The 25,705-nt window shown below is 46.9% G+C and carries 28 protein-coding genes; 25 read left to right on the top strand and 3 right to left on the bottom strand.

Annotation, left to right across the window (positions count from 1 at the left end):
* The first annotated feature begins 56 nt into the window (after positions 1-56).
* The 5 genes from ACMVP2_RS21505 (at position 57) to trxA (ending at position 1,516) form a co-directional block, all read left to right on the top strand.
* Positions 57-257 carry a DUF2892 domain-containing protein gene (locus ACMVP2_RS21505; RefSeq protein WP_416865047.1) on the top strand — a complete coding sequence of 67 codons (201 nt, stop codon included), beginning with the start codon at positions 57-59 and terminating at the stop codon, positions 255-257.
* Between the two features lie 27 nt (positions 258-284).
* Positions 285-545, top strand: a complete 261-nt coding sequence (locus tag ACMVP2_RS21500) for a rhodanese-like domain-containing protein (RefSeq protein ID WP_339792381.1) — start codon at positions 285-287, stop codon at positions 543-545.
* Positions 546-549: 4 nt separating this feature from the next.
* The gene (locus ACMVP2_RS21495; RefSeq protein ID WP_339792382.1) at positions 550-861 is read left to right on the top strand and encodes a rhodanese-like domain-containing protein; all 312 of its coding nucleotides are present in this window, start codon (positions 550-552) and stop codon (positions 859-861) included.
* 96 nt (positions 862-957) lie between these two features.
* Positions 958-1,209, top strand: a complete 252-nt coding sequence (locus tag ACMVP2_RS21490; protein WP_416865046.1) for a hypothetical protein — start codon at positions 958-960, stop codon at positions 1,207-1,209.
* Positions 1,210-1,213: 4 nt separating this feature from the next.
* Positions 1,214-1,516, top strand: a complete 303-nt coding sequence (trxA, locus tag ACMVP2_RS21485; protein ID WP_151998527.1) for a thioredoxin — start codon at positions 1,214-1,216, stop codon at positions 1,514-1,516.
* Positions 1,517-1,570: 54 nt separating this feature from the next.
* On the opposite strand, the gene ACMVP2_RS21480 is transcribed toward trxA, so the two are convergent.
* Positions 1,571-2,434: an alpha/beta hydrolase gene (locus ACMVP2_RS21480; RefSeq protein WP_317490922.1), complete on the bottom strand. Its 864-nt coding sequence runs from the start codon at positions 2,432-2,434 to the stop codon at positions 1,571-1,573.
* A gap of 164 nt (positions 2,435-2,598) precedes the next feature.
* A complete protein-coding gene (locus ACMVP2_RS21475; protein WP_317490921.1) occupies positions 2,599-3,015 on the bottom strand; it encodes a hypothetical protein in 417 nt (138 codons plus the stop codon).
* Positions 3,016-3,201: 186 nt separating this feature from the next.
* Between ACMVP2_RS21475 and ACMVP2_RS21470 the strand changes: the two genes are divergently transcribed.
* The 20 genes from ACMVP2_RS21470 to ACMVP2_RS21375 all read left to right on the top strand — a co-directional run bounded on the left by ACMVP2_RS21470 (position 3,202) and on the right by ACMVP2_RS21375 (position 25,092).
* Positions 3,202-4,935 (top strand): phospho-sugar mutase, encoded by a 1,734-nt coding sequence (locus ACMVP2_RS21470; RefSeq protein WP_416865045.1) that lies wholly within the window; start codon positions 3,202-3,204, stop codon positions 4,933-4,935.
* Positions 4,936-5,113: 178 nt separating this feature from the next.
* On the top strand, positions 5,114-6,094 hold the full coding sequence (locus ACMVP2_RS21465; protein WP_339792391.1) for a calcium/sodium antiporter: 981 nt from the start codon (positions 5,114-5,116) through the stop codon (positions 6,092-6,094).
* 78 nt (positions 6,095-6,172) lie between these two features.
* Positions 6,173-6,895 (top strand): carboxypeptidase-like regulatory domain-containing protein, encoded by a 723-nt coding sequence (locus ACMVP2_RS21460; protein ID WP_416865044.1) that lies wholly within the window; start codon positions 6,173-6,175, stop codon positions 6,893-6,895.
* Between the two features lie 168 nt (positions 6,896-7,063).
* Positions 7,064-9,502 carry an ABC transporter permease gene (locus ACMVP2_RS21455; protein ID WP_339792395.1) on the top strand — a complete coding sequence of 813 codons (2,439 nt, stop codon included), beginning with the start codon at positions 7,064-7,066 and terminating at the stop codon, positions 9,500-9,502.
* 148 nt (positions 9,503-9,650) lie between these two features.
* On the top strand, positions 9,651-10,568 hold the full coding sequence (locus ACMVP2_RS21450; protein WP_416865043.1) for an aldo/keto reductase: 918 nt from the start codon (positions 9,651-9,653) through the stop codon (positions 10,566-10,568).
* Complete coding sequence (locus ACMVP2_RS21445) at positions 10,565-11,656, top strand: Gfo/Idh/MocA family protein (protein ID WP_416865042.1); 1,092 nt, start codon at positions 10,565-10,567, stop codon at positions 11,654-11,656. The genes ACMVP2_RS21450 and ACMVP2_RS21445 overlap by 4 nt, the downstream gene beginning before the upstream one ends.
* Before the next feature lies 1 nt (position 11,657).
* A complete protein-coding gene (locus ACMVP2_RS21440; protein WP_339792401.1) occupies positions 11,658-11,867 on the top strand; it encodes a DUF4177 domain-containing protein in 210 nt (69 codons plus the stop codon).
* Between the two features lie 53 nt (positions 11,868-11,920).
* Positions 11,921-12,214, top strand: a complete 294-nt coding sequence (locus ACMVP2_RS21435; RefSeq protein ID WP_416865041.1) for an RNA polymerase alpha subunit C-terminal domain-containing protein — start codon at positions 11,921-11,923, stop codon at positions 12,212-12,214.
* A gap of 7 nt (positions 12,215-12,221) precedes the next feature.
* Complete coding sequence (locus ACMVP2_RS21430; RefSeq protein WP_416865040.1) at positions 12,222-12,572, top strand: DHCW motif cupin fold protein; 351 nt, start codon at positions 12,222-12,224, stop codon at positions 12,570-12,572.
* 96 nt (positions 12,573-12,668) lie between these two features.
* Positions 12,669-13,022 (top strand): YciI family protein, encoded by a 354-nt coding sequence (locus ACMVP2_RS21425; RefSeq protein ID WP_317490911.1) that lies wholly within the window; start codon positions 12,669-12,671, stop codon positions 13,020-13,022.
* A gap of 119 nt (positions 13,023-13,141) precedes the next feature.
* Positions 13,142-14,368 (top strand): RNA polymerase sigma factor, encoded by a 1,227-nt coding sequence (locus ACMVP2_RS21420; protein WP_416865039.1) that lies wholly within the window; start codon positions 13,142-13,144, stop codon positions 14,366-14,368.
* A gap of 161 nt (positions 14,369-14,529) precedes the next feature.
* Entirely contained in the window at positions 14,530-17,001 is a 2,472-nt protein-coding gene (locus ACMVP2_RS21415) for an FtsX-like permease family protein (protein WP_416865038.1), read from the top strand.
* 137 nt (positions 17,002-17,138) lie between these two features.
* The gene (locus ACMVP2_RS21410) at positions 17,139-17,411 is read left to right on the top strand and encodes a YtxH domain-containing protein (protein WP_339793492.1); all 273 of its coding nucleotides are present in this window, start codon (positions 17,139-17,141) and stop codon (positions 17,409-17,411) included.
* 260 nt (positions 17,412-17,671) lie between these two features.
* Positions 17,672-19,099 (top strand): amidohydrolase, encoded by a 1,428-nt coding sequence (locus tag ACMVP2_RS21405; RefSeq protein WP_339793494.1) that lies wholly within the window; start codon positions 17,672-17,674, stop codon positions 19,097-19,099.
* 222 nt (positions 19,100-19,321) lie between these two features.
* Positions 19,322-20,488 carry a pyridoxal phosphate-dependent aminotransferase gene (locus ACMVP2_RS21400; RefSeq protein WP_416865037.1) on the top strand — a complete coding sequence of 389 codons (1,167 nt, stop codon included), beginning with the start codon at positions 19,322-19,324 and terminating at the stop codon, positions 20,486-20,488.
* Positions 20,489-20,685: 197 nt separating this feature from the next.
* Positions 20,686-22,338, top strand: coding sequence for a glucose-6-phosphate isomerase (gene pgi / locus ACMVP2_RS21395; RefSeq protein ID WP_339793498.1), 1,653 nt, complete (start codon positions 20,686-20,688; stop codon positions 22,336-22,338).
* Between the two features lie 82 nt (positions 22,339-22,420).
* Positions 22,421-23,125 carry a YafY family protein gene (locus tag ACMVP2_RS21390; protein ID WP_339793500.1) on the top strand — a complete coding sequence of 235 codons (705 nt, stop codon included), beginning with the start codon at positions 22,421-22,423 and terminating at the stop codon, positions 23,123-23,125.
* Positions 23,126-23,169: 44 nt separating this feature from the next.
* On the top strand, positions 23,170-23,592 hold the full coding sequence (locus tag ACMVP2_RS21385; protein WP_339793502.1) for an SRPBCC domain-containing protein: 423 nt from the start codon (positions 23,170-23,172) through the stop codon (positions 23,590-23,592).
* Between the two features lie 15 nt (positions 23,593-23,607).
* Positions 23,608-24,024, top strand: coding sequence for an SRPBCC domain-containing protein (locus ACMVP2_RS21380; RefSeq protein WP_416865036.1), 417 nt, complete (start codon positions 23,608-23,610; stop codon positions 24,022-24,024).
* Between the two features lie 111 nt (positions 24,025-24,135).
* Entirely contained in the window at positions 24,136-25,092 is a 957-nt protein-coding gene (locus ACMVP2_RS21375) for a glycosyl hydrolase family 18 protein (RefSeq protein ID WP_339793506.1), read from the top strand.
* A 153-nt stretch (positions 25,093-25,245) separates the two neighbouring features.
* Here ACMVP2_RS21375 and tnpA read toward each other — a convergent pair whose 3' ends face one another.
* Positions 25,246-25,698: an IS200/IS605 family transposase gene (tnpA, locus tag ACMVP2_RS21370; RefSeq protein ID WP_339793508.1), complete on the bottom strand. Its 453-nt coding sequence runs from the start codon at positions 25,696-25,698 to the stop codon at positions 25,246-25,248.
* Positions 25,699-25,705 lie beyond the last annotated feature (7 nt).

Raw genomic sequence — 25,705 nt, 5'->3', positions numbered from 1 at the left:
TTGCGGTCGGATATTTGTATCGTATTAGAACATAAACCTCTAATCATACGACTATCATGAAAGCAAATATGGGTTCAATCGACAAGGCGATCAGAATTATTTTGGCACTGGTCATCGGCGCACTTTACTACTTTGGACAGTTGTCCGGTATGGCCGCCACTATTTTATTGATACTTGCGGGCGTTTTTATCCTCACAAGCTTCATTGGTGTTTGTCCGCTTTATCTGCCGTTTGGCTTAAGCACAAAGAAAAAATAATCTTATAAAATAAACTTTATATCTAAAATGAGTAAGAACGCAACAGTAATAGACGTGCGTACTCCAGGAGAATTCATGGGTGGGCACGTACGGGGATCAATCAACATTCCATTACAAGACATCACTTCAAAAGTTCAGGAGATAAAGAAAATGGCTCAGCCCATCATTCTTTGCTGCGCTAGCGGCAACAGAAGTGGCCAGGCCGCTGGTTTCTTAAAAACACAAGGTATCGACTGCTCCAACGGCGGTTCATGGCTTGAGGTAAACATGGAAATGGTTAACAGCTAATCGTATGATTCAAGCAATAAAAAACATGCTAGGCATGGGACCATCTGTTGATTTAAAACAGTTGGTGAAGGATGGCGCCACGATAGTGGACGTTCGTACGAAAGGAGAATATGCTGGTGGCCATGTGAAGGGTTCCGTCAACATCCCTCTTCAGGTGCTGGGAAATAACCTTGGAAAGCTAAAGAAAGAAAAGACCATTATTACCTGCTGCGCATCGGGCATGCGAAGCGGATCAGCCAAAAGCCTTCTTAAATCGAAAGGCTACACCGTGCACAATGGCGGTGGCTGGATGAGTCTTCAAAATAAATTAAGATAACTACCCAGTTAGACAAGTAAGCTTGCAGTTCTGGAAAGCAGTCGTTTAAACACTTCCGTCATACGCCTGCAAGCCTTGTTTTTTTTTCCAGAACCTATGACAAAGATCTACGAACTAGTGACAACAGGATGGCATTTTGCGAGGCGGCTCAGGCTTGGATTTGGAGTTTTCCTGGCAGCCCAGGCTATTCAGTTAAGCGATGTGTTATCAGGCGTTCTGGCTGCACTTTTCCTGTTTCAGGCTATCACCAATACCGGGTGTTGTGGAGCCGGTGGCTGTGCGGTTCCAACAACTTCAAAAAAAGAGAACTTACCTGATCAGGAAACGGTTTATGAGGAAGTGAAATAACATTATGAGCAAACAATCATTTTCTGAGTTGATAAAAAGTGAGCAACCTGTATTGGTTGACTTCACCGCCAGCTGGTGTGGCCCGTGCAAAGCAATGGCACCGGTGCTGGATGATGTGAAACGTAAATTGGGGGACAGGGCCAGGATCATCAAAATTGATGTGGACAAAAACCCTAAGGCGGCGCAGAGCTACCGGGTAACGGGTGTCCCGACCTTTATCCTTTTCAAAGGCGGGCAAATCAAATGGCGGCAGTCAGGCGCAGTGCCGGGCTATCAGCTTGAGAAGCTCTTTCGGGAGCATGCGTAAGGTTTTCAAATAAACAACATAATAAAGGGCGGTCTTTCAACCGCCCTTTTATTTTTACTTCTGATGAAAGGTGTCTGACACAAAAGACAACACCGTTGGCAGGGCTGTTCGCCAGTAAGTCCAATTGTGGCCACCGTCTCTTATTCTGAACTCATGAGGCACCTCTTTCTTGCGCAGCGCTATGTGCACAAGCGAGTTACCTTCATACAAAAAGTCATCATCGCCACAGTCAATATACCACTTCACTGACTTCAGCTTTTCAGCCTCCATACCGTCAATAATTTTATTCACACCAAACTTATTGTAGTAGTCTTCCAACTGCGCTTGAGTCGGGTTTTCCGTTCCACTCCTTTCCAGCCACCGGCGGCCATCCTCGGGAGTAAGGGGGCCTGTGCTGGCGCTCAAAGGACATGCCGAAGAGAATAGCTCAGGATGGTGCAGCGCATAAATAAACGTTCCGCCGCCGCCCATGGAAAGGCCAGCCACTGCTCTGTAGCGCTTGTCGGCTTTGATCCGATAAGTTTTTTCAACGTGCGGCATTAACTCCTGAAAAAAGAAGTCCTCGTAGTTCCACTTGCCGTCGATGGTATTGAAATAGCCCCTCACGCCAGTGTCAGCGTCGGGCATCACAATGATCATGGCTGTGGCCGTACCATCCAGAATGGCCTTATCGGCAATTCGCAGCACCTCGCCAAACTGCACCCAGCCGGTTTGGTCGTCGCCTGCACCATGCAACAAATAAAGCACCGGATAGCTGCGCTGCGACGTCTCATAGTCTGGTGGGAGATAGATAGCGAACTTGCGTTCGCTTTTCAAAATTTTACTGGTAACTGTAAGGTTGTCGAAAACTTTGCCTGTTTGGGCCAGCAGGTTACCTGCAAAGCACACAAAGGCGGCAAGAATAAGGTGTTTTTTCATTATTAAGTAGGTTTACAAATGATCTGACAATAGCCGGGCATGTGTGTGCCTGGTCAGATAATGATAGCCATTTTCGGCCGAATGACCTACAGAAAATATACTACACCCTTCTCACAGAAGGAAACGGTTATTTTAATGTTTGAAAGAATGCGGAATAGCCCGGGTTACTCGGCTTTCCACACAACCTGCTGATTCTGGGCATCAACAATAAGCACCAGGCGTGTAGGAGCGGGAATCAGAACAATCCTTGTTTTCTTGTCAGGAAAGTCGTCCATATCCACCGGCACACCCTGATTAGTCAACGTAGTGTAAGTAACCTTCCCGTCCGATTCCTTCTTAATGTATTCGTTTGCCAGATAGGCTATTGGCAGCAACACCTCACTGTCGGGGCAGAATTCATCATGCACATCTCTTAGCGCCTCCTCAATATAGTCGCCGTAATTGTCAACAAACTCGTCTTCCTGGTCGTGAAGTAACTCCTCCAGATCATCGTACTTTGGGTCGTCGTAGCTAAGTCCGCTCAAGGCAATCTTTGTTTCTACCAAATCAATGAGGGCCTTGTCAAGTTTATTGATATCCATATTCGAAGCTTTCTTAAGAGATTATTCAATAGGTTTAAAGCGCACAAACTTTGGAATACTTACTTTAAGATTCAAGCAAGCCTTCAGATTTTTAGCATTGCCTTCATTTTTATTGAAGAAATCCGAAGACCCTTTTGTCTTGAAAACATATCTGCTAAATTCCCCTCTCAAAATAACTGAACATTTATGGAACAGCAAGCCCTGATAAAAGCGAAGCAATGGCTCTCAAGCAAAAACCTTGATGACGCAGCCAGAAAAGAAGTAGAGGCGATGATCGCTTCTACCGACAAATCCCAGTTGGTTGAATGCTTTTACAGAGATCTCGAGTTTGGCACCGGTGGCCTTCGTGGGATCATGGGGACTGGCTCAAACCGAATCAACAAATACACTATTGGCATGGCTACCCAGGGTCTGGCCAACTATTTGAAAAAGACCTACCCGGATCAACAAGTGAAGGTGGCAATTGCCCACGATAGTCGAAACAATAGCCCATTCTTTGCTCAAACAACGGCCGACGTCTTTTCTGCCAATGGGTTCAAAGTGTACTTTTTTGACGCACTTCGTCCCACGCCCGAGCTTTCCTTTGCCATCCGTCATCTTGGCTGCCAAAGCGGTGTAGTTATCACAGCTTCGCACAACCCCAAAGAGTACAACGGCTACAAAGCCTACTGGAACGATGGTGCGCAGATGATTGCACCGCACGACAAGAACACCATTACTGAAGTAGGCAATATCAAGAGCATAGACGATGTAAAGTTCACGCCAAATAAGTCGCTCATCGAAAAAATAAGCACAGAGGTTGACGAGCCTTATCTGGAAGCCATCAAAGCAGGAAGCCTTTCGCCCGATATCATCAAAAGGCAAAAGAATCTGAAAATAGTCTTCTCGCCCATCCATGGCACGGGCATTACATTGGTACCTGAAATCCTGAAAAGAATGGGATTTGAAAACGTGACCATTGTGGACGAACAAGCTACGCCCGATGGCAACTTCCCCACAGTGGTGTATCCCAACCCTGAGGAAGCTGAGGCTATGAGCATAGCTTTGAAAAAAGCGAAGGCCATTGACGCTGACCTCGTGATGGCGACCGACCCCGATGCAGACAGAGTGGGCATAGCGGTGAAAAATGACAAAGGAGAGTTCCAACTCCTTAATGGTAACCAAACAGGTGCCCTGCTGGTGTACTACCTGCTGGAGCAGTGGAAAAACAACGGCAAACTCGATGGCAAGCAGTTTGTGGTCAAAACGATCGTCACCACCGACCTCATCGCCAAAATTGCCGATGGCTACAAAGTAAAATGCTACGAAACACTCACGGGCTTTAAGTTCATTGCCGCATTGATCAGAGAGTTGGAAGGCAAAGAAACCTTTATTGGCGGTGGTGAAGAAAGCTACGGCTACCTGATAGGCGATGCCGTAAGAGACAAAGATGCCATTGCTTCTTGTGCTTTCATTGCAGAAATGACCGCTTTTGCCAAAGACAAGGGAATGAGTCTGTTCCAAATGCTGAATGAAATGTACCTCAAATTTGGCTACTACAAGGAGCACCTCATCTCACTAACAAAGAAGGGAATCAAAGGGCAGGAAGAAATCAAGCAAATGATGGACAACCTGAGAGCCAACCCACCCAAAACGATCAACGGTAGCAAACTGCTTAAACTAGCAGATTACACTTTGCTGGAGGAAAGGGACTTTGTCACAGGCAAAACTTCCAAATTGGATTATCCTAAGTCCGATGTGATGCAGTTTTTTACTGAAGATGGCAGCAAAATCTCCGCAAGGCCCTCAGGCACAGAGCCAAAAATAAAATTCTACTTTAGCGTAACCACACCGGTGAAAAATGCTGAAGAGCTCAAAAATGCCGAAGGCCTTCTGATGAAAAGAATTGATGGCATCATAGCTGATATGAAACTGAACTAGCAGATTTGCCGCTTTTTCTTGAAAGGCCCATGCACCCATGGGCCTTTCTTATGTACGCTTTTTGCATTTTTGAATATAATCCTGGACTATTCATCCCTGATTTCGTGCTGTATTATATAACTAAATCTAAAAATATTTATATTAGTATACCTTATTTGAACTATCGACCTCATTGACCGTGGAAATACTAATCAATATCGTTTTAGTTATCGTGGGATTCGTCCTCCTTATCAAGGGGGCAGACTTTCTGGTAAGTGGAGCTTCGTCCCTTGCCAAACGATTTCATGTTTCAGACATCGCAATTGGACTAACCATAGTTGCCATGGGCACCTCCGCCCCAGAGTTGGTCGTGAATATCATATCCGGAACGGAAGGCTACGATGGAGCGGTATTTGGCAACATCATCGGGTCAAACATCTTCAACATGTTCCTGATTCTGGGAATTGCAGCTGTTATCTACCCCATCTCTGTTCAAAAGAGCTCCCTTTGGAAAGAAATCCCCTACTCACTTCTGGCCACGCTCGTTTTCTTTGTTCTCGTCAACGATGTTCTCTTTTTTGGAGCAAAAGAAAACATACTCAGTATAGTTGACTCTGTCATTCTGCTGGTCATGTTTTCCATGTTTCTGCTCTACATCTTCTTTAATCTCAAAAAAGGAGGAAATTCAGAAGGGGAAGAAGATATTGTCGTTTTTACCAGTGTAAAGACCACACTGATGGTTATTGGCGGACTGGCTGGCCTTACTTTTGGTGGAAAACTGATCGTGGACAATGCTGTGGCGATGGCCCGCTTTTTTGAAGTCAGCGAAAGATTGATCGGTTTAACCATTCTCGCAGCGGGCACTTCCCTGCCCGAGTTAGCCACTACCGTGGTAGCTGCCCTGCATAAGAAATCAGACCTGGCCATAGGCAACATCATAGGCTCCAACGTTTTCAATTTATTGCTGGTGCTGGGAACCTCAGGCCTTGTGAGCTCTGGATATAGCCCGTTGACTTTCGACACGGTGCTTAACACTGACCTTTATGTAATCATGGGCGGCACCATGATGCTCTTCGTTTTCATGTATACTTTTGGGAAATACAAGCTAGACAGAGCTGAAGGCTTTCTGTATCTCCTTTGCTTCATCTCCTACACCTACTACCTGTTTATTCGTTTATAATTAGCGTCGTTACAACTATTTCACCTGTTTTGGCATTCTTATAGAGAACCGTAATTTCGTGCTCTCAAAAAACCTGCAATGCGCCAATCGGGAAACCTGATTCTTACTCTTCTTTTTTCAGTTTTGTTCTATGGCAATAGCTATGCACAATCTAGCCCAGCCGATTCAGTGTTGGTAATTGGTCAGGTACTGGAAGACGAGAGTTATACCGGCCTTCCTTTTGCTCACATAACGGTGAAGGAGCGAGCCACTACTACCGACTTCAAAGGCATTTTTAAGGTACGGGTGAGCGCCACCGACACCGTGAGTGTTTCTTACGTTGGCTACAAAACGCAGCAACTGATTATCCCAAAGGGATTGACTTCGCCCGTTTTTGAAACCAAGCTGATGCTCCAAAAAGACACCATCATGATGGAGAATGCCAATATTACGGTGCTTCCCGCTTCCATCGAAAAGTTCAAGCAAGCCATTCTGACGCTCGAACTCTCAGACCAGGAATATAAAAACGTTGAAAAGAACATGGCGGCACTTACGCAGCAGGTGCTCATTTACGACTACCGCAAATACAGCATGGATGCAGCCGAGAACCAACGGGCTGCCATGGCTGGCCCTCAGTCATTTAACTTTCTAAATGTTTTAAGGAAAGTAAAGGATGCGCTGGTTGACCCAAATAAAAGTAAAGACGACCTCCCCACTCCTCCCCCGGTGTACTACGACGTACCCGTTCTCCCCGACACCACTCCCCCCGACTCCCTGCTGATCCAAAAAGCCGATACCACGCAGCGGATAATTAACAATTAACCACCCGACGCAACCCTTCATCACTATTTTGCATCTGCCATGTAACCATGGCAACAGCAATGCTGTCAAATGGATGCAAGTCAGTTTAATGGTAAAGAAAGCTACCTTGCAATACAACCTACTGAAAGCCTTTTCCGTTGATGTTATCAAACTCAAAATAGGACTACTATGCTAACCAACTACTTACGCATTGCTTTTCGCTCATTGCGGAGAAGCAAGTTTTTCTCTCTCATCAACATACTGGGGCTTGCCATTGGCATATGCTCCTTTCTGCTAATCATCTTTTTTGTGCAGGATGAGCTCAGTTTCGATAAGCACCTGCCACATGCGGAAAGAATGTACCGGATGGACATGACTGGTCGATTTGGCGGCAACGACTTCAATATCGCTGTTGTTAGTGCTGCTCAGGGTCCACAAATGAAGGAAGACTTTCCAGAAGTGGAAGACTATGTACGGTTCAGAACCAGGGGTTACTTTCTGGTTAAATACGGCGAGGATGTATACAAAGAAGAAAGTGTGGCATATGCCGATGTCAATGTATTCGATTTCTTTGGCATCAACATGATATCAGGCGACCCAGCCACCGCACTGAAAGAACCGAAAACGCTGGTTATTACAGAAGCCCTTGCAAAAAAGCTTTTTGGTGATGATGAGGCCGTGGGTAAAGTGGTAAAGATATCGAACGACCAGGATTATAAAATCACCGGAGTGATGGAATCTTTGCCTCAAAACACTCATTTCCACTTTGATATTCTTGCGAGTATGGAAACGCTTGACGAGGCCAAAAATGCTATTTGGCTGAGCCAAAACTTCCAGACCTATTTCCGCCTGACGGAAGGTGCTTCGGTGGAAAACCTCGAAGCCAAGTTCCCTGAAATGGTAGAGAAATACATTGGCCCGGAACTGGAGCGCTTTATGGGCGCCTCTATGGAAGACTTCGCAGAGGCCGGTAATAACATTGGCTACTATATGACCCCCGTCACCGACATCCACCTTCATTCACAGGTAGATGTCCAATTAGGCCCTCCTGGCGACATCAAATATGTCTACATCTTTTCGGCGGTTGCTGCTTTCATTCTGATCATTGCTTGTGTCAACTTTATGAACCTGGCTACTGCCCGCTCAGCCAACAGAGCCAAGGAGGTAGGGGTGAGAAAGGTAATGGGCGCTTACAGACATAACCTCATCACCCAGTTTCTTCTGGAGTCATTAATTATCACGGCTATTTCCTTTGTGGTAGCCATTGGCCTGCTGGCAGTTGCTTTGCCTTACTTCAATGAGCTGACCGGCAAAGTATTCAGTCTAAGCATTCTTACCACGCCCACATTAGCAGTATCGTTGGTGGCAATCCTGATAGTAGTTGGTTTATTAGCCGGTAGCTATCCAGCGTTCTTTCTCAGCGCCTTCCAGCCAGCCAGTGTTTTGAAAGGAAAACTAAACATTGGCATGAAGAGCGGCTCGCTTCGCAGTGTGCTGGTGGTGCTGCAATTCTCCATTTCTATCTTTCTGGTGGTTGGCACACTTATCGTTTTTGATCAGCTCGATTATATCCAAAAGAAGAAACTAGGCTACGATCGTGAGCAGCTGATCGTGCTGCAAAACACTTACGTACTCGATAAGTCAATAGAGTCTTTCAAAAACGAAGTTGTTGCCAATAACTATTTCAAGAGTGGATCAATTAGTGGCTTTTTACCAATCAGATCTAACAGCAACAATAGTGCGATGTTCCCTGGACGAAACCCCAAGAGCAACAGCACTACTTCCCTGGCGATGTTCTACGTAGACTACGACTACATCCCGACCCTGGGTATGGAGTTGATCGAAGGACGTAACTTCTCAAAGGATTTTGGAGCAGATTCGACAGGAGTAATTATCAATGAAGCCACTGCCAAACAATTTGGAATAGCTGACGACCCTATTGGGCAGGAATTGGGCACTTTCGACGGGGACGACAGTGACCCGGAAGACCTGAGAATCAAAGTATTCAAAGTGATTGGAGTGGTGAAGGATTTTCACTTTGAATCACTAAAAACTGACATAAGACCAGCTGTCATCTTCCTGGGCGAAAGCACCAGTAGAATTACTTTCAAGCTGAATACCATTGAATATGCAGAGGCCATTAGCTTCCTTCACAGTAAATGGGATGAGTTTGCCCCAGGCCAGCCATTTGAATACGCCTTTTACGATGAGGAATTCAATGCCGAATACAAGGCAGAAGAAAAAATCGGGGAGATATTCGGGATTTTTGCAGGACTGGCCATCTTCATTGCCTGCCTCGGCTTGTTTGGTCTTGCGGCCTTTACCGCCGAACAGCGCACCAAAGAAGTGGGCATCAGAAAAGTGCTGGGCGCATCCATTAGCTCCATTATTTTACTTCTCAGCAAGGAATTCATGAAGCTGGTGTTGATTGCCTTTGTGATCACAGTGCCCCTGGCGTGGTTTGCCATGGACGCCTGGCTACAGGACTTCGCCTACCGCACAACCATTGGTGCCGGCGTATTTGCTCTTGCCGGCGGTCTTTCTTTCGTAATTGCCTGGCTAACCATGAGTGTGCATTCTTTTAAAGCCGCCGCCATGAACCCCTCCAGTTCGTTGAGAACGGAATAGCTAACTTACAGGAACTTTGTTGACAAACACCCTGATTGGTTAAATGCCAGTCAGGGTGTTTTTGCTTCAAAGCCTCTAAATCAGTAAATTAGTTTCTCTTCTCTACTTGTACAGTTAGTTATTCGATTACCACATCATTTTTAAACTAATGACAAGAGAATCATTTTTGAAGAAAAGCCTGCTTACAGCGGCGGGTCTCTATCTCACCCCTGGCCTCGTTTCCGCCTCAGGCAACCAGATGTTAATGAAAACAATTCCATCAACCGGAGAACAAATACCTGCCATAGGAATGGGCTCCTGGCTGACCTTCAATGTAGGCGAATCAGAACATGAAAGGGCCCCAATGAGAAACGTGCTGATGGAATTCATTAAGCAGGGAGGCAGGGTGATTGACAGCTCTCCTATGTACGGCCGGTCAGAACAGGTGATTGGAGAGCTTGCGGCAGAGCTGGAAGTTACGGATAAGCTTTGGGTAGCTACCAAAGTTTGGACACAGGGGAAAGCTGCTGGCAAAGGACAGATCGAAAACTCGTTGGGCTACTTCCGGAAATGGCCCTCTGTGCTTCAGGTGCACAACCTTGTAGACCTGGACACTCACCTGGAAACGCTCCAGTCTTTGAAAGAAGAAGGCAAACTCAAATATGTCGGCGTTACTCATTACCTCGACCATGCCCACAAACAATTGGCTGAAATTATCAAAAAGGAAAAGCTGGATTTCATTCAAATCAACCTTTCTGTTCGCAACGCAGCGGCCGAAGACTACCTGCTTCCGCTTGCCGCTGACCGTGGCGTTGCCGTCATTATCAACCAACCTTTTGAAACTGGTGGGCTTTTTAACTATATTCAGGGGGTTTCTTTGCCTGCCTGGGCAAAGGAATATGGTATTAACAGTTGGGCGGCATATTTTTTAAAGTACATCATATCAAACCCAGCCGTTACTTGTACCATTCCCGCCACTACACAGGTGGCACATGTAAAAGAGAATATGGCTGCCTGCTATGGTGAACTACCTGATCAGGCCACAAGAATAAAAATGAAAGACTATTTCAAAAAGAATGCCCTATGAGTAACAGAAGAAAATTTATTGGCCAATCGCTGGTCGGCCTGTCAGGCCTGGCTTTGAGCTCTCATGCCTTTGCCAACATCATCGTTCCCCGCCAAAAAGATAAACTGGGCGTAGCCCTTGTTGGGCTTGGCTACTACAGCCGTGACTTGCTCGCTCCGGCCCTTCAGCTAACGCAAAACTGCTACCTGGCTGGCATTGTCACCGGCACGCCATCCAAAATCCCCGAATGGCAGCAGAAGTACAATATCAAGGACAAAAACGTTTACAACTACGACAACTATGATCAGCTGGCCAACAATCCTGATATAGACGTGATTTACGTTGTCCTCCCGCCTTCGATGCATGCCGAGTATAGCATAAGAGCAGCCAATGCTGGCAAGCATGTGTGGTGTGAAAAACCCATGGCGATGAGCGAGGCCGAATGCCAGAGCATGATTGATGCCGCCAACAAAAACAAAGTGAAACTTAGTATTGGTTACCGCATGCAACACGAGCCCAATACAATTCAAATCATGAGGTTCCAAAAAGACCAAACCTACGGCAAAGTGCAAAAGGTGACCGTTGCTGCCGGCTACAGGGAAGGTCGCACCGACCACTGGAAACAGATCAAAGCAATGGGAGGTGGCGTCATGTACGACATGGGTGTTTATCCTCTCAACGCTGCCCGATATGCTACCGGACTGGAGCCAATAGCTGTCACAGCGAAAGCTTCAACAACCAGGCCTGAGATTTACCATGAAGTGGAAGAAACCATTGTATTCGACCTTGAATTCCCAGGCGGAGCCACAGCAGCCTGCGAGGCCAGCTTTGGCAGGGGCATGAATGCCATGCAGGTCGATTGCAGTAATGGCTGGTACAAGATGGAGCCATTCTCCGCCTACAGCGGCATTGATGGAGTAACCAGCGACGGCATCAAGCTCAACAAGCCAATCAACAACGAGCAGGCCAAACAAATGGACGACGATGCCATGGCTATCATGAAGAAACAGGCAGTGATGGTGCCCGGAGAAGAAGGTTTGAAAGATATTCGGGTAGTGGAGGCTATTTACCGATCCGCAAAAGATGGTGGAAGGGTGTCGATAGGATGATATGCAGAAATTTGAATATAAGATCGTAACCATTAGCGTTGCCCATTTGAAAAAGAAGGACTTTCAGTCGGAATTGAGCCGCAACTTTGATGAGTGGGGAGCTGAAGGCTGGGATTTGGTGAAGTTCGAGCCTGTAATGGAGAGTTGGATTCTATTTGATGGAGGCAGAACGAGAGAATTCATAGCAATCTTCAAAAGATTGAAGGCCTAGACTGCGAAATTATCTGTAGACACGGTTATGATTGTTTCTCACTTTTAAACCCCATGGTAACCAGCAAAAAGAACCTGCGAACCTGTAAAAAAGGGCACCAATACTACAAAAGCAGCGACTGTCCGGTGTGCCCTATTTGCGCCAACGAAGAAAAGCCTAATGATGACTTCCTGAGCACACTGGTGGCACCAGCCAGGCGTGCACTGCAAGGCAAGGGCATCACTACGGTGCGGGAGCTCGCCATGCACACGGAAGCAGAGATAATGCAACTTCATGGTATGGGGCCATCTACCTTGCCGAAGTTGCACAAGGCCCTTGCGTCAGCCGGGCTGTCTTTCAAACCCTGAGCATACAATGAACATACCTTTCCAATCCATCGACTGGGATTCCATTCCAAAAACCGAGTATCCTGGTGAAACCGGCACCTCCTTTTGGCAAACACTCCAATTTCCAGGATTGAGAGTACGCATCGTAGAATACGGCGCTGGCTACCTGGCAGACCACTGGTGTCAGAAAGGGCATATTGTCTATTGCATTGAGGGGGAGTTTATTACCGAGATGGAAGACGGAAGCACCTTTAAATTGGGGAAAAACATGAGCTATGTGGTATCTGACGAGCTAAGCTCTCATCGGTCTGTGTCAGAAAAGGGCGTGAAGCTACTGATTGTAGATGGCGATTTCCTGAAAACTGAAAGTCTTTCCTAACTTCCCGAAAATAATTTCTACTACGTGTCCAATTGATCGATACTCATTTGACATGAGGGTGTAAATCAATTATTCCGAAACATTAAATTTAACATCATGGATGAGTATGTATTGATCATGAGGCATGAAGATGGAGCCAAAGTAGCTTCAGCCGAGCAAATGCAGGAATGGATGAAGCAAACTATGGACTGGATCGGTGGCATTGCAGCACAAAACAAATTCGTTAGCGGCACAGGTCTTCCATTCGACAATGCCAGGGTGGTGAACTCAAAAAAGGTGGTAACCAATGGGCCCTTCGGCGACATCAAGGAGACCATCGGTGGTTTTATTACCGTAAGAGCGGAGTCGGTAGAAGAAGCTGTGGAATTTGCTAAAGGTTGCCCTGTGCTGCAGGGTGAGGGCAATACAATGGAAGTGAGGCGAATTGCCAAAAACGACGGGGTTCATTAGCCTTCAAGTAGTTCGTCGTGCCACCAGCTAAGGCTGTGGGCACGACTGTGGTGCCCACAGCCTTAGCTGGTGGCACCACATAGTAGATACACCATGCTCTATACCCCACTTATTGATCAATGACCCACCAGGAGCTCATTCCTCACCTGTTCCGCACTGAGTTCAGCAAAATTACCGCTGTGCTTTGCAGGTGCTTTGGAGCCGACCATATCGAAGTGGCTGAGGATATTGCCAGCGAAACGTTCATGCTGGCCATTGAAACCTGGACCTACAGCAAGATCCCCGAAAACCCTACCGCCTGGTTGTATGCAGTGGCCAAAAACAAAGCGAAAAACCACCTCACCCGTCAGCATATTTTCGCAGACAAGGTGAAACCGAATATCACGCCTTCAGAAGAGGCAACAGAGTTTAGTATAGACTTATCAGACCAAAACATTGCAGACAGCCAGCTCCAAATGCTGTTCGCCATCTGCCATCCGGCCATCCCCGTTGAGTCGCAAATCGGCCTGGCGCTTCGGATCCTTTGCGGATTTGGCATCGATGAAATCGCCAACGCTTTTCTAACCAACAAGGAAACTATTAACAAGCGCCTGTTCAGAGCAAGGGAAAAGCTGAGGGCAGATAAGGTACCAATCGAATTTCCCGCACGGTCAGACATCAGCAAGCGGATAGACACTGTGCTGCAAACCCTCTATTTACTTTTCAGCGAAGGCTACTACTCAGAAAGCCAGGACGGCGTTCTGCGTGAAGAGCTTTGTCAGGAAGCCATGCGGCTTACAAAACAGCTTCTTGACAATGAACATACCAATACGCCTCCAGTCAATGCGTTAATGGCCCTGATGTGCTTTCATGCCAGTAGGTTTCAGGCGAGGAAAGGTGCAAACGGAGAGCTTGTTCTTTACCAGGACCAGGATGAGTCCCTATGGAATCAGGAGCTAATCTCCAGCGGTGCTTTCTACCTGAAAGAGGCCTCTCAGGGAACCCGGATTTCCAAATACCATTTTGAAGCAAGCATTGCTTACTGGCATACCATCAAAGAAGATTCCAAAGAGAAGTGGGAAAACATCCTTCAATTGTACAACCAGTTATTACAACTTGAATACTCGCCGATAGCTGCACTGAATAGAACCTATGCCCTGGCCAAAGTCAGTGGGAAGGAAGCGGCGATCATTGAGGCTGAGAAGTTAAAATTAGCCGACAATCACTTCTACTTCATGCTGCTTGGCGAACTTTACAAAGGCATTGATAATACAAAATCGAAGGCTCGCCTTGAGCAGGCACTTGCATTGGCTAAAACATCAACAGACAAGGAAACGATCCAGAGGAGTATCGATTTACTCAAGTAACTGGCCAATCACTGAGCGCACCACCGTACATTTTTTGTACATATTTGAACAAAAACCGCATCTCTCAACCCGATCAGTTTGCTCTCATGTGGCTTATTCATACATTCTTTTGCATGGCACGCCATTTGTCATAAAAGGCTCTTTACCTACTATTTGCCATAATGATTAAGAACTTTCTCCTTATTTCTGTAAGGAACATTTTGCGCAATAAAGGTGCGGCTTACCTGAACATTCTGGGGCTTACACTGGGCATGGCGGCCTGTATTTTTCTGTTTAATTATATCCAGTCCCACCTCTTCTATGACCGGCTTCCCCAAGGCCAAAGCGTCTTTCGAGTTGAAACAACTACCTCCACAAGAGGTGAAATTACGGTCAGAGATGCCTTCACTGCGCCGGTAGTCGGCCCTCACCTTTCTGAGATTCACGAAGGAGTAGGTGACTATGCCCGCTTGCTACCTTTCTCTGAGTACGGGAGCGCTTTCTTCAAATACCAGAAACATGATTCCCTTGCCCTCAGTGTATTTGTTGAAAAGGCCTACTACGCCGACCGCTCCATACTGGATGTACTTTCACTGACGCTGCTCCAGGGAAATCGGGATTCAGCGCTCGCAGCCCCTAACACCTTGCTGCTCTCGGCCACACTGGCAAAAAGAATCTTTCCCCAACAAATGGAAAACAACAGTTCCATTGTCGGCCAGGAGTTTGTTTCTGCTGCGGCGGGGTTTTTCGAACAAACGTATGTTATAGGTGGTGTATTCGACGACAGAGCCGAAAAAACCCATCTTAAGTTTGACCTGCTGGCCTCTCTCAACTCACCAGCTGCCGGTATGAACAACCCGGGTATGCAGCAATCGGAGGTCGTTTATACCTACGTTCTTGTGTCCCCTGATTTTGATGTTTCGGCTGTTGAAAAGGCGGCCACTTCCCCGGTGTCTTCCGCAGAAATGGACACTTACGAAAAAGGAATTTCTCTCCGCCCCATTGAAGACATTCACCTGACGACGGACATCTCCGATGAGCCCGAAAACGGCATCAGTCCTACTTTGCTCATCTTTCTGGCAGTGATTGGTATCATCATTGTTGTGCTTGCCTGCACCAACTACGTTAACAACGCCATCATCAATAGCATAGAAAGAGCCAAAGAAATCGGCGTAAGAAAGCTTCTTGGGATAACTCCCACCCAGCTTACACTCACCTTTGTAGGTGAGGCATTGCTCACTAACACCCTGGCAGGCTTGCTCAGTATCTTTTTCTTTCTATTTGGTACCAAGCTGATCATGATGTACACCAAAATCAGCTACCCGGTAGTGGGGTATTCCAACATGGCAGTGTTTATTCCCTTTCTTGTTGTGCTTATTCTGGTGAGCACCCTGTTATCAAGCGCCTATCCGGCTTTTCACCTGTCATCACTCAACCCCATCGATTCTCTCAGAGGCAAAATAAGCGTACTCAATTCAGGCAACCTTGGCAAGGGAAGCAGCATTATCCGCTCCCTGCTGATCTTCCAATTGACGTCTTCCATCATCTTCCTTTCGGCTGTTTACATCGTTTATCTGCAGCTGGACTACATGGAAAGAAGCGGCGGCACCTCACGTGAGATCAAAATGAGCGGCGTATTCCCCGGCCTGCCAGGCGCCAATAAGGAATTCACCAATCAGGTCGATCGTTTTATACTTCACAACAAGGGTGAGGGTATCAGGGGCATTAGCATTTCGAACCTCTATCAGGGGAAAATCAAAACAATGCAGGCTATTTCTGGCCTGGCTCCCGTAGAAAAACAGGAAGACGGTATCTATGTAAAACTCTTTCCCGGACTAACAGACACTACCTATAATTTGTATGTGATCGATCAGCAGTACTGGAAAGACTCTTCATCAGTTTTCCAGGCGGGGCGCAACTTTAGAAGTATGGGTGACGACTTCAACTCTTTGGTTGTGAATGAATCGGCCGCCAAAGCATTAGGTTTCGGCGACCTGGAAATGGCAGTGCATCAAACCATTGACTCCCGGGGTGGCTACCATATGATAGTAGGCGTAGTCAAAAACCAACAGGTTAATGCTCCACCCTCTATTTACGTTACAGGCTTCCGGCACAGAACGTACATGGATTTTGTTTTATTCTACCAGCCCAATCAAAGTGAGAACATATCAACCTTCTTGCAGGAAATCAAATTTCAAATCGGGACATATTTCCCCAATTTCTTCTTCCTTAGCAGGGGCTTCGAAAACCGATTGGCGCTGGAGGAAGGCATGCTGAAATTGTTCTTCTTTTTCGCCATTATCGCTATAGTCATCGCTAATATGGGCATGTTTGGGCTTGCCTCTTATGTGACACAGAAACGAACAAAGGAAATTGGCATCAGGAAGATCCTCGGTGCCCCCACCCACAACATTATGCTGCTTCTGCTCTATGATTTTCTGAAACTTATTCTCATCGCCTACCTCATCTCCAACCCCATCGTATGGTTCAGTGCCAAAGAGTGGTTGGACGATTACCCTTTCAGGATCGGGCTCGACCCCACGCTGATACTTTTCCCAGTTTTATTTATCCTTTTCATTTCCACCATAGTGATTGCTGAGAAATGCTGGCAAACGGCGATAAAGAGTCCCCTCGACTCTCTGGACGGTGATTGAGTCTTTGTCCCTGCCAATTATGGTTCTTCCTCACTCACCAAATCGGCCTAAATAATAACAAAAAGGCCATTTTACCCGTTAAGTATAATACAGCCTGACCATTTTAATAAATTATTTTTAACAAAAACCGTAAAATTATGAACTCTGGAAAAGTATTAGCAGCTGTATTGATTAGTGCATCGGTCGGAGCCGTTTTGGGTGTTTTATTTGCCCCGGGAAAAGGAGCAGCCACTCGAAAGAAAATCACTAAAAAAGGGGATAAGTATTTCGACGAAGTTGAAACCAGGTTCAACAAACTCATTGATAATGTCTCTTCCAAAATAGAATCAGTTGGGAAAGATGCCATGGCGTTGGCAAAGAATGGGGCCTCCAAAATAGAAGACGCTAAGCTGGTCGGCAAGAACAGCTAAGGCAACTCACTAATACAACGACAATTCAGCTTCCCGAAAGTAGCCAACACCTGGCCACTTTCGGGGATTTTTGTTTATGGAGGTTCCAAGCTTTGACATCCATTGATTGTCGCTACTGCCGACATAGCCCTACCCTTGCATTACTATTCCTGGCCGTTCACAGCACCGCCCTTCCAACGTTCCGCTTTTTTTCTTTAATTGACCTTACTACATCCTTATTATCCTTCGTTTTCCATTTCAAACTTCCAAACTTCTCAAGTATGACCAAAAGATTACTATTACTTTTCGCCTGTGCTGCAGTGCTAAATGCCCAGGCTCAAAAAATCAATGCAAGTAAAGCCGCCGCCATCAAAGATCTCGACGGCCGCACCTCCGAACTGACTACTATCAGCGACAAAATATGGGCGGCAGAAGAAATCGCCTTTCAGGAAACCGTTTCAGCTGACCTACTTGCCGACTATGCCGAAGCCAACGGCTTCACAGTTGAGCGTGGTGTAGCTGGCATCCCAACCGCATTTATTGCTACTTATGGTAGCGGAAGCCCCGTTATTGGCATCCTTGGTGAGTTCGATGCGCTACCAGGGCTTTCGCAGAACACTGTGCCCTATAAAAGCCCTTTGCATGACGGCAAGCCTGGCCATGGCTGCGGACATAACCTGTTTGGGACAGCGAGCCTGGGCGCTGCCATAGCAGTGAAAGACCTGATGGCACAAGGTAAGCTGAAAGGCACCATCAAATTTTTCGGCACACCCGCTGAAGAGAAATTCTTCGGCAAAATATGGATGGCCAAGGCGGGGCTTTTCGATGACCTCGACGCCTGCCTCGACTGGCACCCGGGTGCTGAAACCAAAACCGCCGTGCAGAGCGGCCTGGCTCTGGTCGACTTTACCGTTGAATTCTTTGGTCAGGCTGCTCACGCTTCCGGCGATCCGTGGAACGGCCGCAGCGCCTCCGACGCCCTGGAGCTATATGCCCACGGCATCAACGCCTACCGGGAGCACATCAAGCCTACAGTGCGCATCCATTACCACATTCAGGATGGTGGCCAGGTGGTAAACGTAGTGCCCGACTACTCCCGCATTTGGGTGAGGGTACGTGACGACAAAAGAGAAGGGATGAACGAGGTATACCAGCGGGTAAGGGCCATGGCTGAGGGTGCCGCTATTTTGGCGAATGTCGACTACAAAATTAACCTTGTGTCGGGTATCTACGAGGTTCTGGTCAACCGCAGCGGAGGCGCTATTATCCAAAAGAATCTGGAACTGCTAGGCCCTATAACTTACACAGCCGACGAAACAGACTATGCCAAAAAAATTCAGGAAGCGACGGGAAAACCACAAATTGGTCTCAACAGTAAAATTGAGCCCATGGAGGAAACGCTGGAGCATCCAGGTGGCGGCTCTACCGATGTAGGTGACGTAAGCTGGGTGGTGCCAGTTGCCCGCCTTAGTGTAGCCACGGCCCCTGACGGCACTCCGTGGCACTCATGGGCTGTAGTAGCCTGCGGGGGAATGTCGATTGGCCACAAGGGTATGATACACGCAGCCAAAGCACTCTCCATGTCCGCCATTGACCTGTTCGAAGACCCCAAGAAAGTAGAAGCCATGAAAAAAGAATTCAAAGAAAGAAAAGGCGATCACGTGTATACCCCGATGATCGAAGGCCCTCCGCCGATAGGGAAAGAGTAAAACAAAAAAGGTTGCCAAAAAAGACGTCATTTCGACCGTGAGGGAGAACCCCCCTGACTTACTGCCAGGTCTGGGGGATTTCTCGCTCCTTCGTCACTCGAAATGACGTCGCCTTCCATTTTTTGAGACATCCATTTTTGTTTGTGCCTTTTGCTCTGATAGGTAAAATCCGTCGTGACATGTTCAAAACATTTGTTTAAATTGTATCAAACAACACTACCTATGAAAACTTCCCTCACCCGTCGCCAGGCTTTGAAAGCTGGCACACTGGCCGCTTCTGCCGCTTTTGTCAATCTACCTTCCCTTTTTGCTAAATCCCCTTCTTACAACGCCGAGTTCCTTTCCATGACAGATGAAGAAAGGGCCTTCTACTATTTCGAAGGACAGGAGGGCGTAAAGGCTAGGCTTTTTGCTAACGAAAACCCATTTGGGCCATCGGAAAAGGCCATTGCTGCTATTACCAATTCTCTGAAGGACAGCTACATGTATCCTTTCGACGAAAGAGCAGAACTGCAAAGAAAAATCGCAGCGTACGAGGGTGTTTCGGAAGATCATATTTTGCTTGGCGCTGGCTCAACTCAACTGCTCATGGCCGCTGGTGTTGCTTTCGGCATGAAGGGTGGTGAGATTGTCATTTCCCATCCTACTTTCGACAGCCTGCCAAAATACGCTGAAGGTGTAGGTGGCAAGCTGGTGAAGGTTGACGTGGACAGTGGATTGAAACAGCAGTTGGGCAAAATGGCCGATGCGGTTAGCAGCAAAACTTCTCTGGTTTATTCTGTCAATCCCATGAACCCGACGGGCACCCAGGTATCGGGTAAGGAGATGAGGGATTTTTGTAATTCCGTAAGTGACAGGGCCCCTGTTTTTGTGGACGAGGCTTATATCGACTATCATCCTGAAGGATTGAAAGCGAGCACGATTTCCTGCGTGCAGCAAGGCAAGAATGTCATTGTTTGCAAAACCTTTTCCAAAGTGCATGGTTTCGCTGGTTTACGGGTGGGCTATTGTGTAGCCAAACCAGACCTGCTGGCCAAAATGAAACCATTCTCCACTGGAGGGTTTGACCTATCCAGACCAGCCGTTCTGGCAGCGACAGCTTCGGTGGACGACAAGGCATTCCTAAGCATGAGCGTCCAGCAAACAGAAGAATCCAAACAGCTGTTATACAAAGGTCTGAAGGCCGTTGGTGCCAGCCTCATCCCTTCTTTCACTAACTTTGCTATGTTCCCCATCGACATGAATGGCAGCACTTTTCTCAGTCGCATGAAAGAAAAAGGCGTGCTGGTAAGATCCTGGAATTTTAAAAATCAGGACTGGTGCCGGGTGAGCATAGGGCGCAAGGACGAAATGGAGGCTTTCAACAAAGCCCTGGCCCAGGTGGTGTAGCTGAAAATTTGCATATAACTGTGCGGCGGGCAATCTGCCCCGATACACTCAATCTTTTTTCAGTTTTTTTTTAAGTCATTTCAAACGTTTTCGATGACACATAAAGGCACTTTGCCCTCTATACGATTGCGGCGGCAGTTGAAAATCACTGGAATTATCGCAATGTTTGCCTCTGTTTTTTTGACTATTGATAAAAGATGCTCCCTAAGATAAACCCCACCACCACAGAAGCCTGGAAGAAACTTCAGGCTCATTTTGGTCAGATGGAAACAGTACAGATGAAGGATCTTTTCAAAAAGGATTCTTCCCGTTTCGATAAATTCCATCTAAAGTTCGAAGACCTTCTTTTTGATTTCTCCAAGAACATCATCACCGAAGAAACGCTTAACCTGCTGCTGGAACTTGCAGACCAGGTAAAACTGCAGGATGCCAAGAAGCAGATGTATTCAGGCGAGTGCATCAACGTAACCGAAAGTCGCTCAGTACTTCACGTAGCCCTGCGAAACCGTAGTAACACACCCATTATTGTTGATGGGCACAATGTGATGGAAGACGTGAACACAGAGCTGGCAAAGATGAAGGCTTTCACGGAAAAACTGCATGCGGGTGAATTGAAAGGATTTTCTGGCAAGTCCATTAAACACGTAGTAAATATCGGCATTGGAGGCTCTGACCTGGGGCCGTACATGGTTACCGAATCGCTCAAGCCTTATCAGGTAGAAGGTATTGAAAGTCACTATGTATCAAATGTAGATGGCACTCATTTGCTACAGACGCTCAAAAAGGTAGATCCGGAAACTACCTTGTTTATTATCGCTTCCAAAACCTTTACCACGCAGGAGACCATGACCAATGCCGAGTCGGCGAGAGACTGGTTGTTGGCGGCTTGTAAGGACGAAAAATATGTACGCAATCACTTTATCGCCCTTTCTACCAACACAGAGAAGGTGGTGCAGTTTGGTATTGCAGAAGAGAACATGTTCAAGTTCTGGGACTGGGTAGGTGGCCGTTATTCGCTTTGGTCAGCCATTGGTATGTCCATTGCCTGTGCCATAGGATTCGACAACTTTATGGAGCTGCACGACGGGGCGCATGCCATGGACAACCACTTCCTCAATGCACCGCACGGAGAAAATCTTCCAACGATACTAGCCTTAGTCGGTGTGTGGTACAACAACTTCTTTGAGGCAGAAAGCCAGGCCATTCTATGCTACGACCAGTATATGCACCGCTTTGCGCAATTTCTGCAGCAAGGTGAAATGGAAAGCAACGGCAAGTCGGTAGGGCGTGATGAAAAAGATGTGAATTACGAAACTGGCACCATTGTATGGGGAGAGCCAGGCACCAACGGCCAGCATGCTTTCTATCAGCTTTACCACCAGGGCACGAAGCTGATTCCTTGCGACTTCATTGCTTCGGCCAACAGCCAAAACCCTTTGGGAGACCACCAGGAAAAGCTCCTCTCCAACTTCTTTGCTCAAACAGAGGCATTAATGATTGGCAAGACCAGAGAAGAGGTCATTGCTGAATTGAAAAAGGCCGGCAAATCGGATGAAGATATTGAAGCGCTAACACCATACAAGATTTTCAGAGGCAACCGACCTACCAACAGCTTCCTGATGAAGAAGCTAACCCCGAGAGCACTTGGATCTCTAATAGCGCTTTACGAACACAAAATCTTTGTGCAAGGCATTATCTGGAACGTGTACAGCTTCGATCAGTGGGGTGTGGAGCTTGGCAAGCAGCTAGCCAATCAAATACTTCCTGAGCTACTCAACGGTAGTGCGGTCACCAGCCACGACTCATCTACCAACGGGCTGATTAATGCTTATAAAGGGCTGAAGGAATAATTCTCTCCCCTCCTATTTACAGGTGATTTTTGCATTGCAGCGGTAAGATAAATCCCTAAATTGTCGTTCACTTTTCATAGCTATGAACAGAATAGACCGGCTTTTTGGGGTAGTTACTTATATCCAATCCAGAAAATACACATCCCTTCAGCAGCTGGCCGGGAAATTCGACAAAAGTGAGCGAACAGTGTTTCGTGACCTTCGGGCAATTTCTGACATGGGCCTGCCCCTGGGTTTCGAACCCAACAAGGGGTACTTTATTACCGATGGCTATTTCCTCCCTCCCGTTTCCTTCACCAATGAAGAAGCAAACGCCCTGATACTCATGGCTTCACTGGCCGACCAGTTTACCGACAAGTCCATTATCAGGCACAGCAAAACGGCTGTCGAGAAAGTAAAGGCTGTACTTAAGGGAAGCCAAAAGGAAGGAGTGGACCACCTGCATGAGCAAACCCGGGTGCTTAAGTGGCATCATGACATGCTTGATGCGCAGTATCTCACTATCATTCAAACGGCTATCAGCAGCAAACAAGTGCTTAAAATGACGTATGAAAACAAAGGGCTTGAAACCAGCACCAGAGAGGTGGAGCCAGTCGGTCTTTTGTTCTACATGTTCGACTGGCACATGATTGCCTGGTGCTGGAAAAGAAACGACTACCGGGACTTCCGTGTGGTGCGGATAAAAAAGCTTGAATGCACGGCAAAACCCTTTAATAAGCAGGATCACATCAACCTGGACGACTACATAAAAGATCTTCCTGAAAATTTTTCAAATTCGATGACATAGGGTTGTCAGTAGCAGGAATTTCTTTGAATATAAATAGCAAAGAAATGAACCACAGCCTTACCATTAAAAGAACCTACCGTATCCCGAACACTGTTTCAAGTGTTTGGCAGTCGCTCGTCTGCCCTACCCTGATTAAGCAGTATGCTCACAACTGCGAAATCGCTGAACGGAACTCGGAAGAGGCGGCCCGTTCCCTCGAAACATGCGCAACTTTCAGATCGGGTGACATCCTCGAATACGAAAAAGACGTCAGGGTTAAGTTTTCTACTTTTGATCCAAACGCCGGGCTGGCCAATGTGCCTCAAAACTACATTCACATTACCTATGAGCTATCCGAGTTTGACGACGAAACTGAACTTAGCATTACCATAGAAAACTTCATGGAAGAAAATGAACGGTTCAAGCACTCCCAGTCAAAGTGGAAAAATATATTGTCTCCAAGAGTTGAAAGTTTGCTGGCCAGTTAGTTTGGTTACCGAAGTATGAAAGACCACAAACCAGTTGGACAAACAAAAGATGCCGGTTTTCAGATTGGCGTTCGGAAGGCGTTTGCGGTTGACAGGGATAAGCTCTGGGCATTTGTTTTATCCAAAAAAGGCGTTGAGCTTTGGTTTGGAAGCGTAGCAGCGGAGCTTCCCTATCACGAACCTTTCAGGAGCGACGAAGGAATGGAAGGCCTTATCACCACCTTACAGGAAGGTTCCCATCTTAGGATGAAGTGGAAGAAGCCTAACTGGAAACATTTTTCTATGCTGCAGATCAGGGTTATTCCGGTAGGAAACAAGGCAACGCTTTCTTTTCATCAGGATCACCTGGCAGATGAAAACCAGAGAGCAGAAATGAAGGCCTACTGGATCAGTGTCATTGAAAAAGTAGGTGAATGCGTTGCGTCTCTGTGATTTGTCGTTTTAACAATTCACCATTCCCTTTGCTCACCTTACCATTGAAATATTGTAAGCACGTTCATTGGAAGGGAAATCCTACTTTCGGAAAAACAACCTCCTCTTGCCATGCGGTTAACGTCATTTGTCTTGCTTCTACAGTTCTCGCTCCTAAGCACCTTTGTCAATGCTCAGGATGAATTCAGGATAGTTGGCTACTACTCACTAAAAGCCGCCCAAACCGGAGAAGTGAAGAGCGTTCCATTCAAACAGCTTACGCATGTGAACCTATGGTTTCTCAATCCTGGCACTGAGGGAAACTTTGTCGATGACCTATCGAGCTTGGCTTCGTTTGTCAAAGCAGCTCACAAGCACGGTGTAAAGGTGCTTTTCTCCATTGGGGGTGGCAGTCACCAGCCTCAGTACCAGGCATTGCTGGAGGTGGGTCAGCGAGGCATGTTCATCGAGTCTCTCGTTGAGCAGGTGATCAAATATGAGCTGGATGGACTGGACATAGACCTCGAAAGCGCCAATATTGATGAGAACTATGAAGTGTTCGTGACTGAGTTGGGCATAGCGCTAAGGGCACAAAACAAACTCATGACAGCTGCCATTGCCGTGTATTACAAAGACCAGCTTACCGACAAAGCCATTGCGCAGTTCGAATTTGTTAACGTGATGAGCTACGACCGCACGGGCCCATGGCGACCAGAAAAGCCCGGCCCGCATGCCTTGTATGAGCATGCGGTAGACGACCTCACCTATTTTGGAGAAGATCGCCAGGTGCCGAAAAGCAAGATGACACTTGGTGTTCCGTTTTATGGCTACGGCTATGGCCCGGAGCTAACTTCCAAAGCCATCAGCATGAGCTACGGCAAGATTGTCGAGAGCTTCAAAGGCTCAGAGCTCAAAGATGAATGGACAATGCCTGATGGGAAGATTCTCTATTACAATGGCATCCCCACCATGAAAAAGAAGGTGGATCTGGCCAAAGAAAAAGCCTCCGGCATCATGATCTGGCAGATTCAAGGCGATGCCAGGGGGCCGAAGTCATTGTTGAGGGCGATTAATAGGGCGGCTAAATAGTCAGGATTGGGTTTCGCCCAATCCTGTAGGTATTTCGCCCTTTCAGGGGTGCCCGGCTCAGGGCTTGGATATGATCACCTCAGAGCCCTGAATGGGCGGCATACACATGCGAAGGGTGGCAGCTCTTCGCAAGGCAAAGAGAAAACATCAAGCCTAATCCCAAACATATCTTTCGTCAAATTCCATTTGATTCTGTAGCATCAGGTTCCTGAATTCATTCATGAACCCATTTTTACTATGGTGCTTATGTTGGCCAGCAATGTAGGCAATAACCCTACCTATTTGTGTTGGGTTGACTGAAAATGCCGCATAACCATCCTGCCAATAAAAATTTGATAGAGACTCGTGCTTCGTCTTCATCCATTTTGAAGAGTGAGATTTCACCTCCTCGAGCAACTTCATCAAGGCTATCTTTTTTGATAGCAAACAGAGAATATGAACATGGTCAACATATCCCCCTATTTTGATCGGTATACACTCAAGGTCATTACAAATCCCACCCATGTACCTATGTAATTCATCCTCAAAAGGAGGGTATATCAGTGGTTCACGGTGCTTGGTACTAAAGACGATATGAACATAGTTTTTTACAAGAGATTGCGGCATAGCTAAT

The sequence above is a fragment of the Imperialibacter sp. genome, from assembly GCF_048007035.1.
Classification (GTDB): Bacteria; Bacteroidota; Bacteroidia; order Cytophagales; family Cyclobacteriaceae; genus Imperialibacter.
This window is presented reverse-complemented; position numbering and strand designations above follow the sequence as displayed.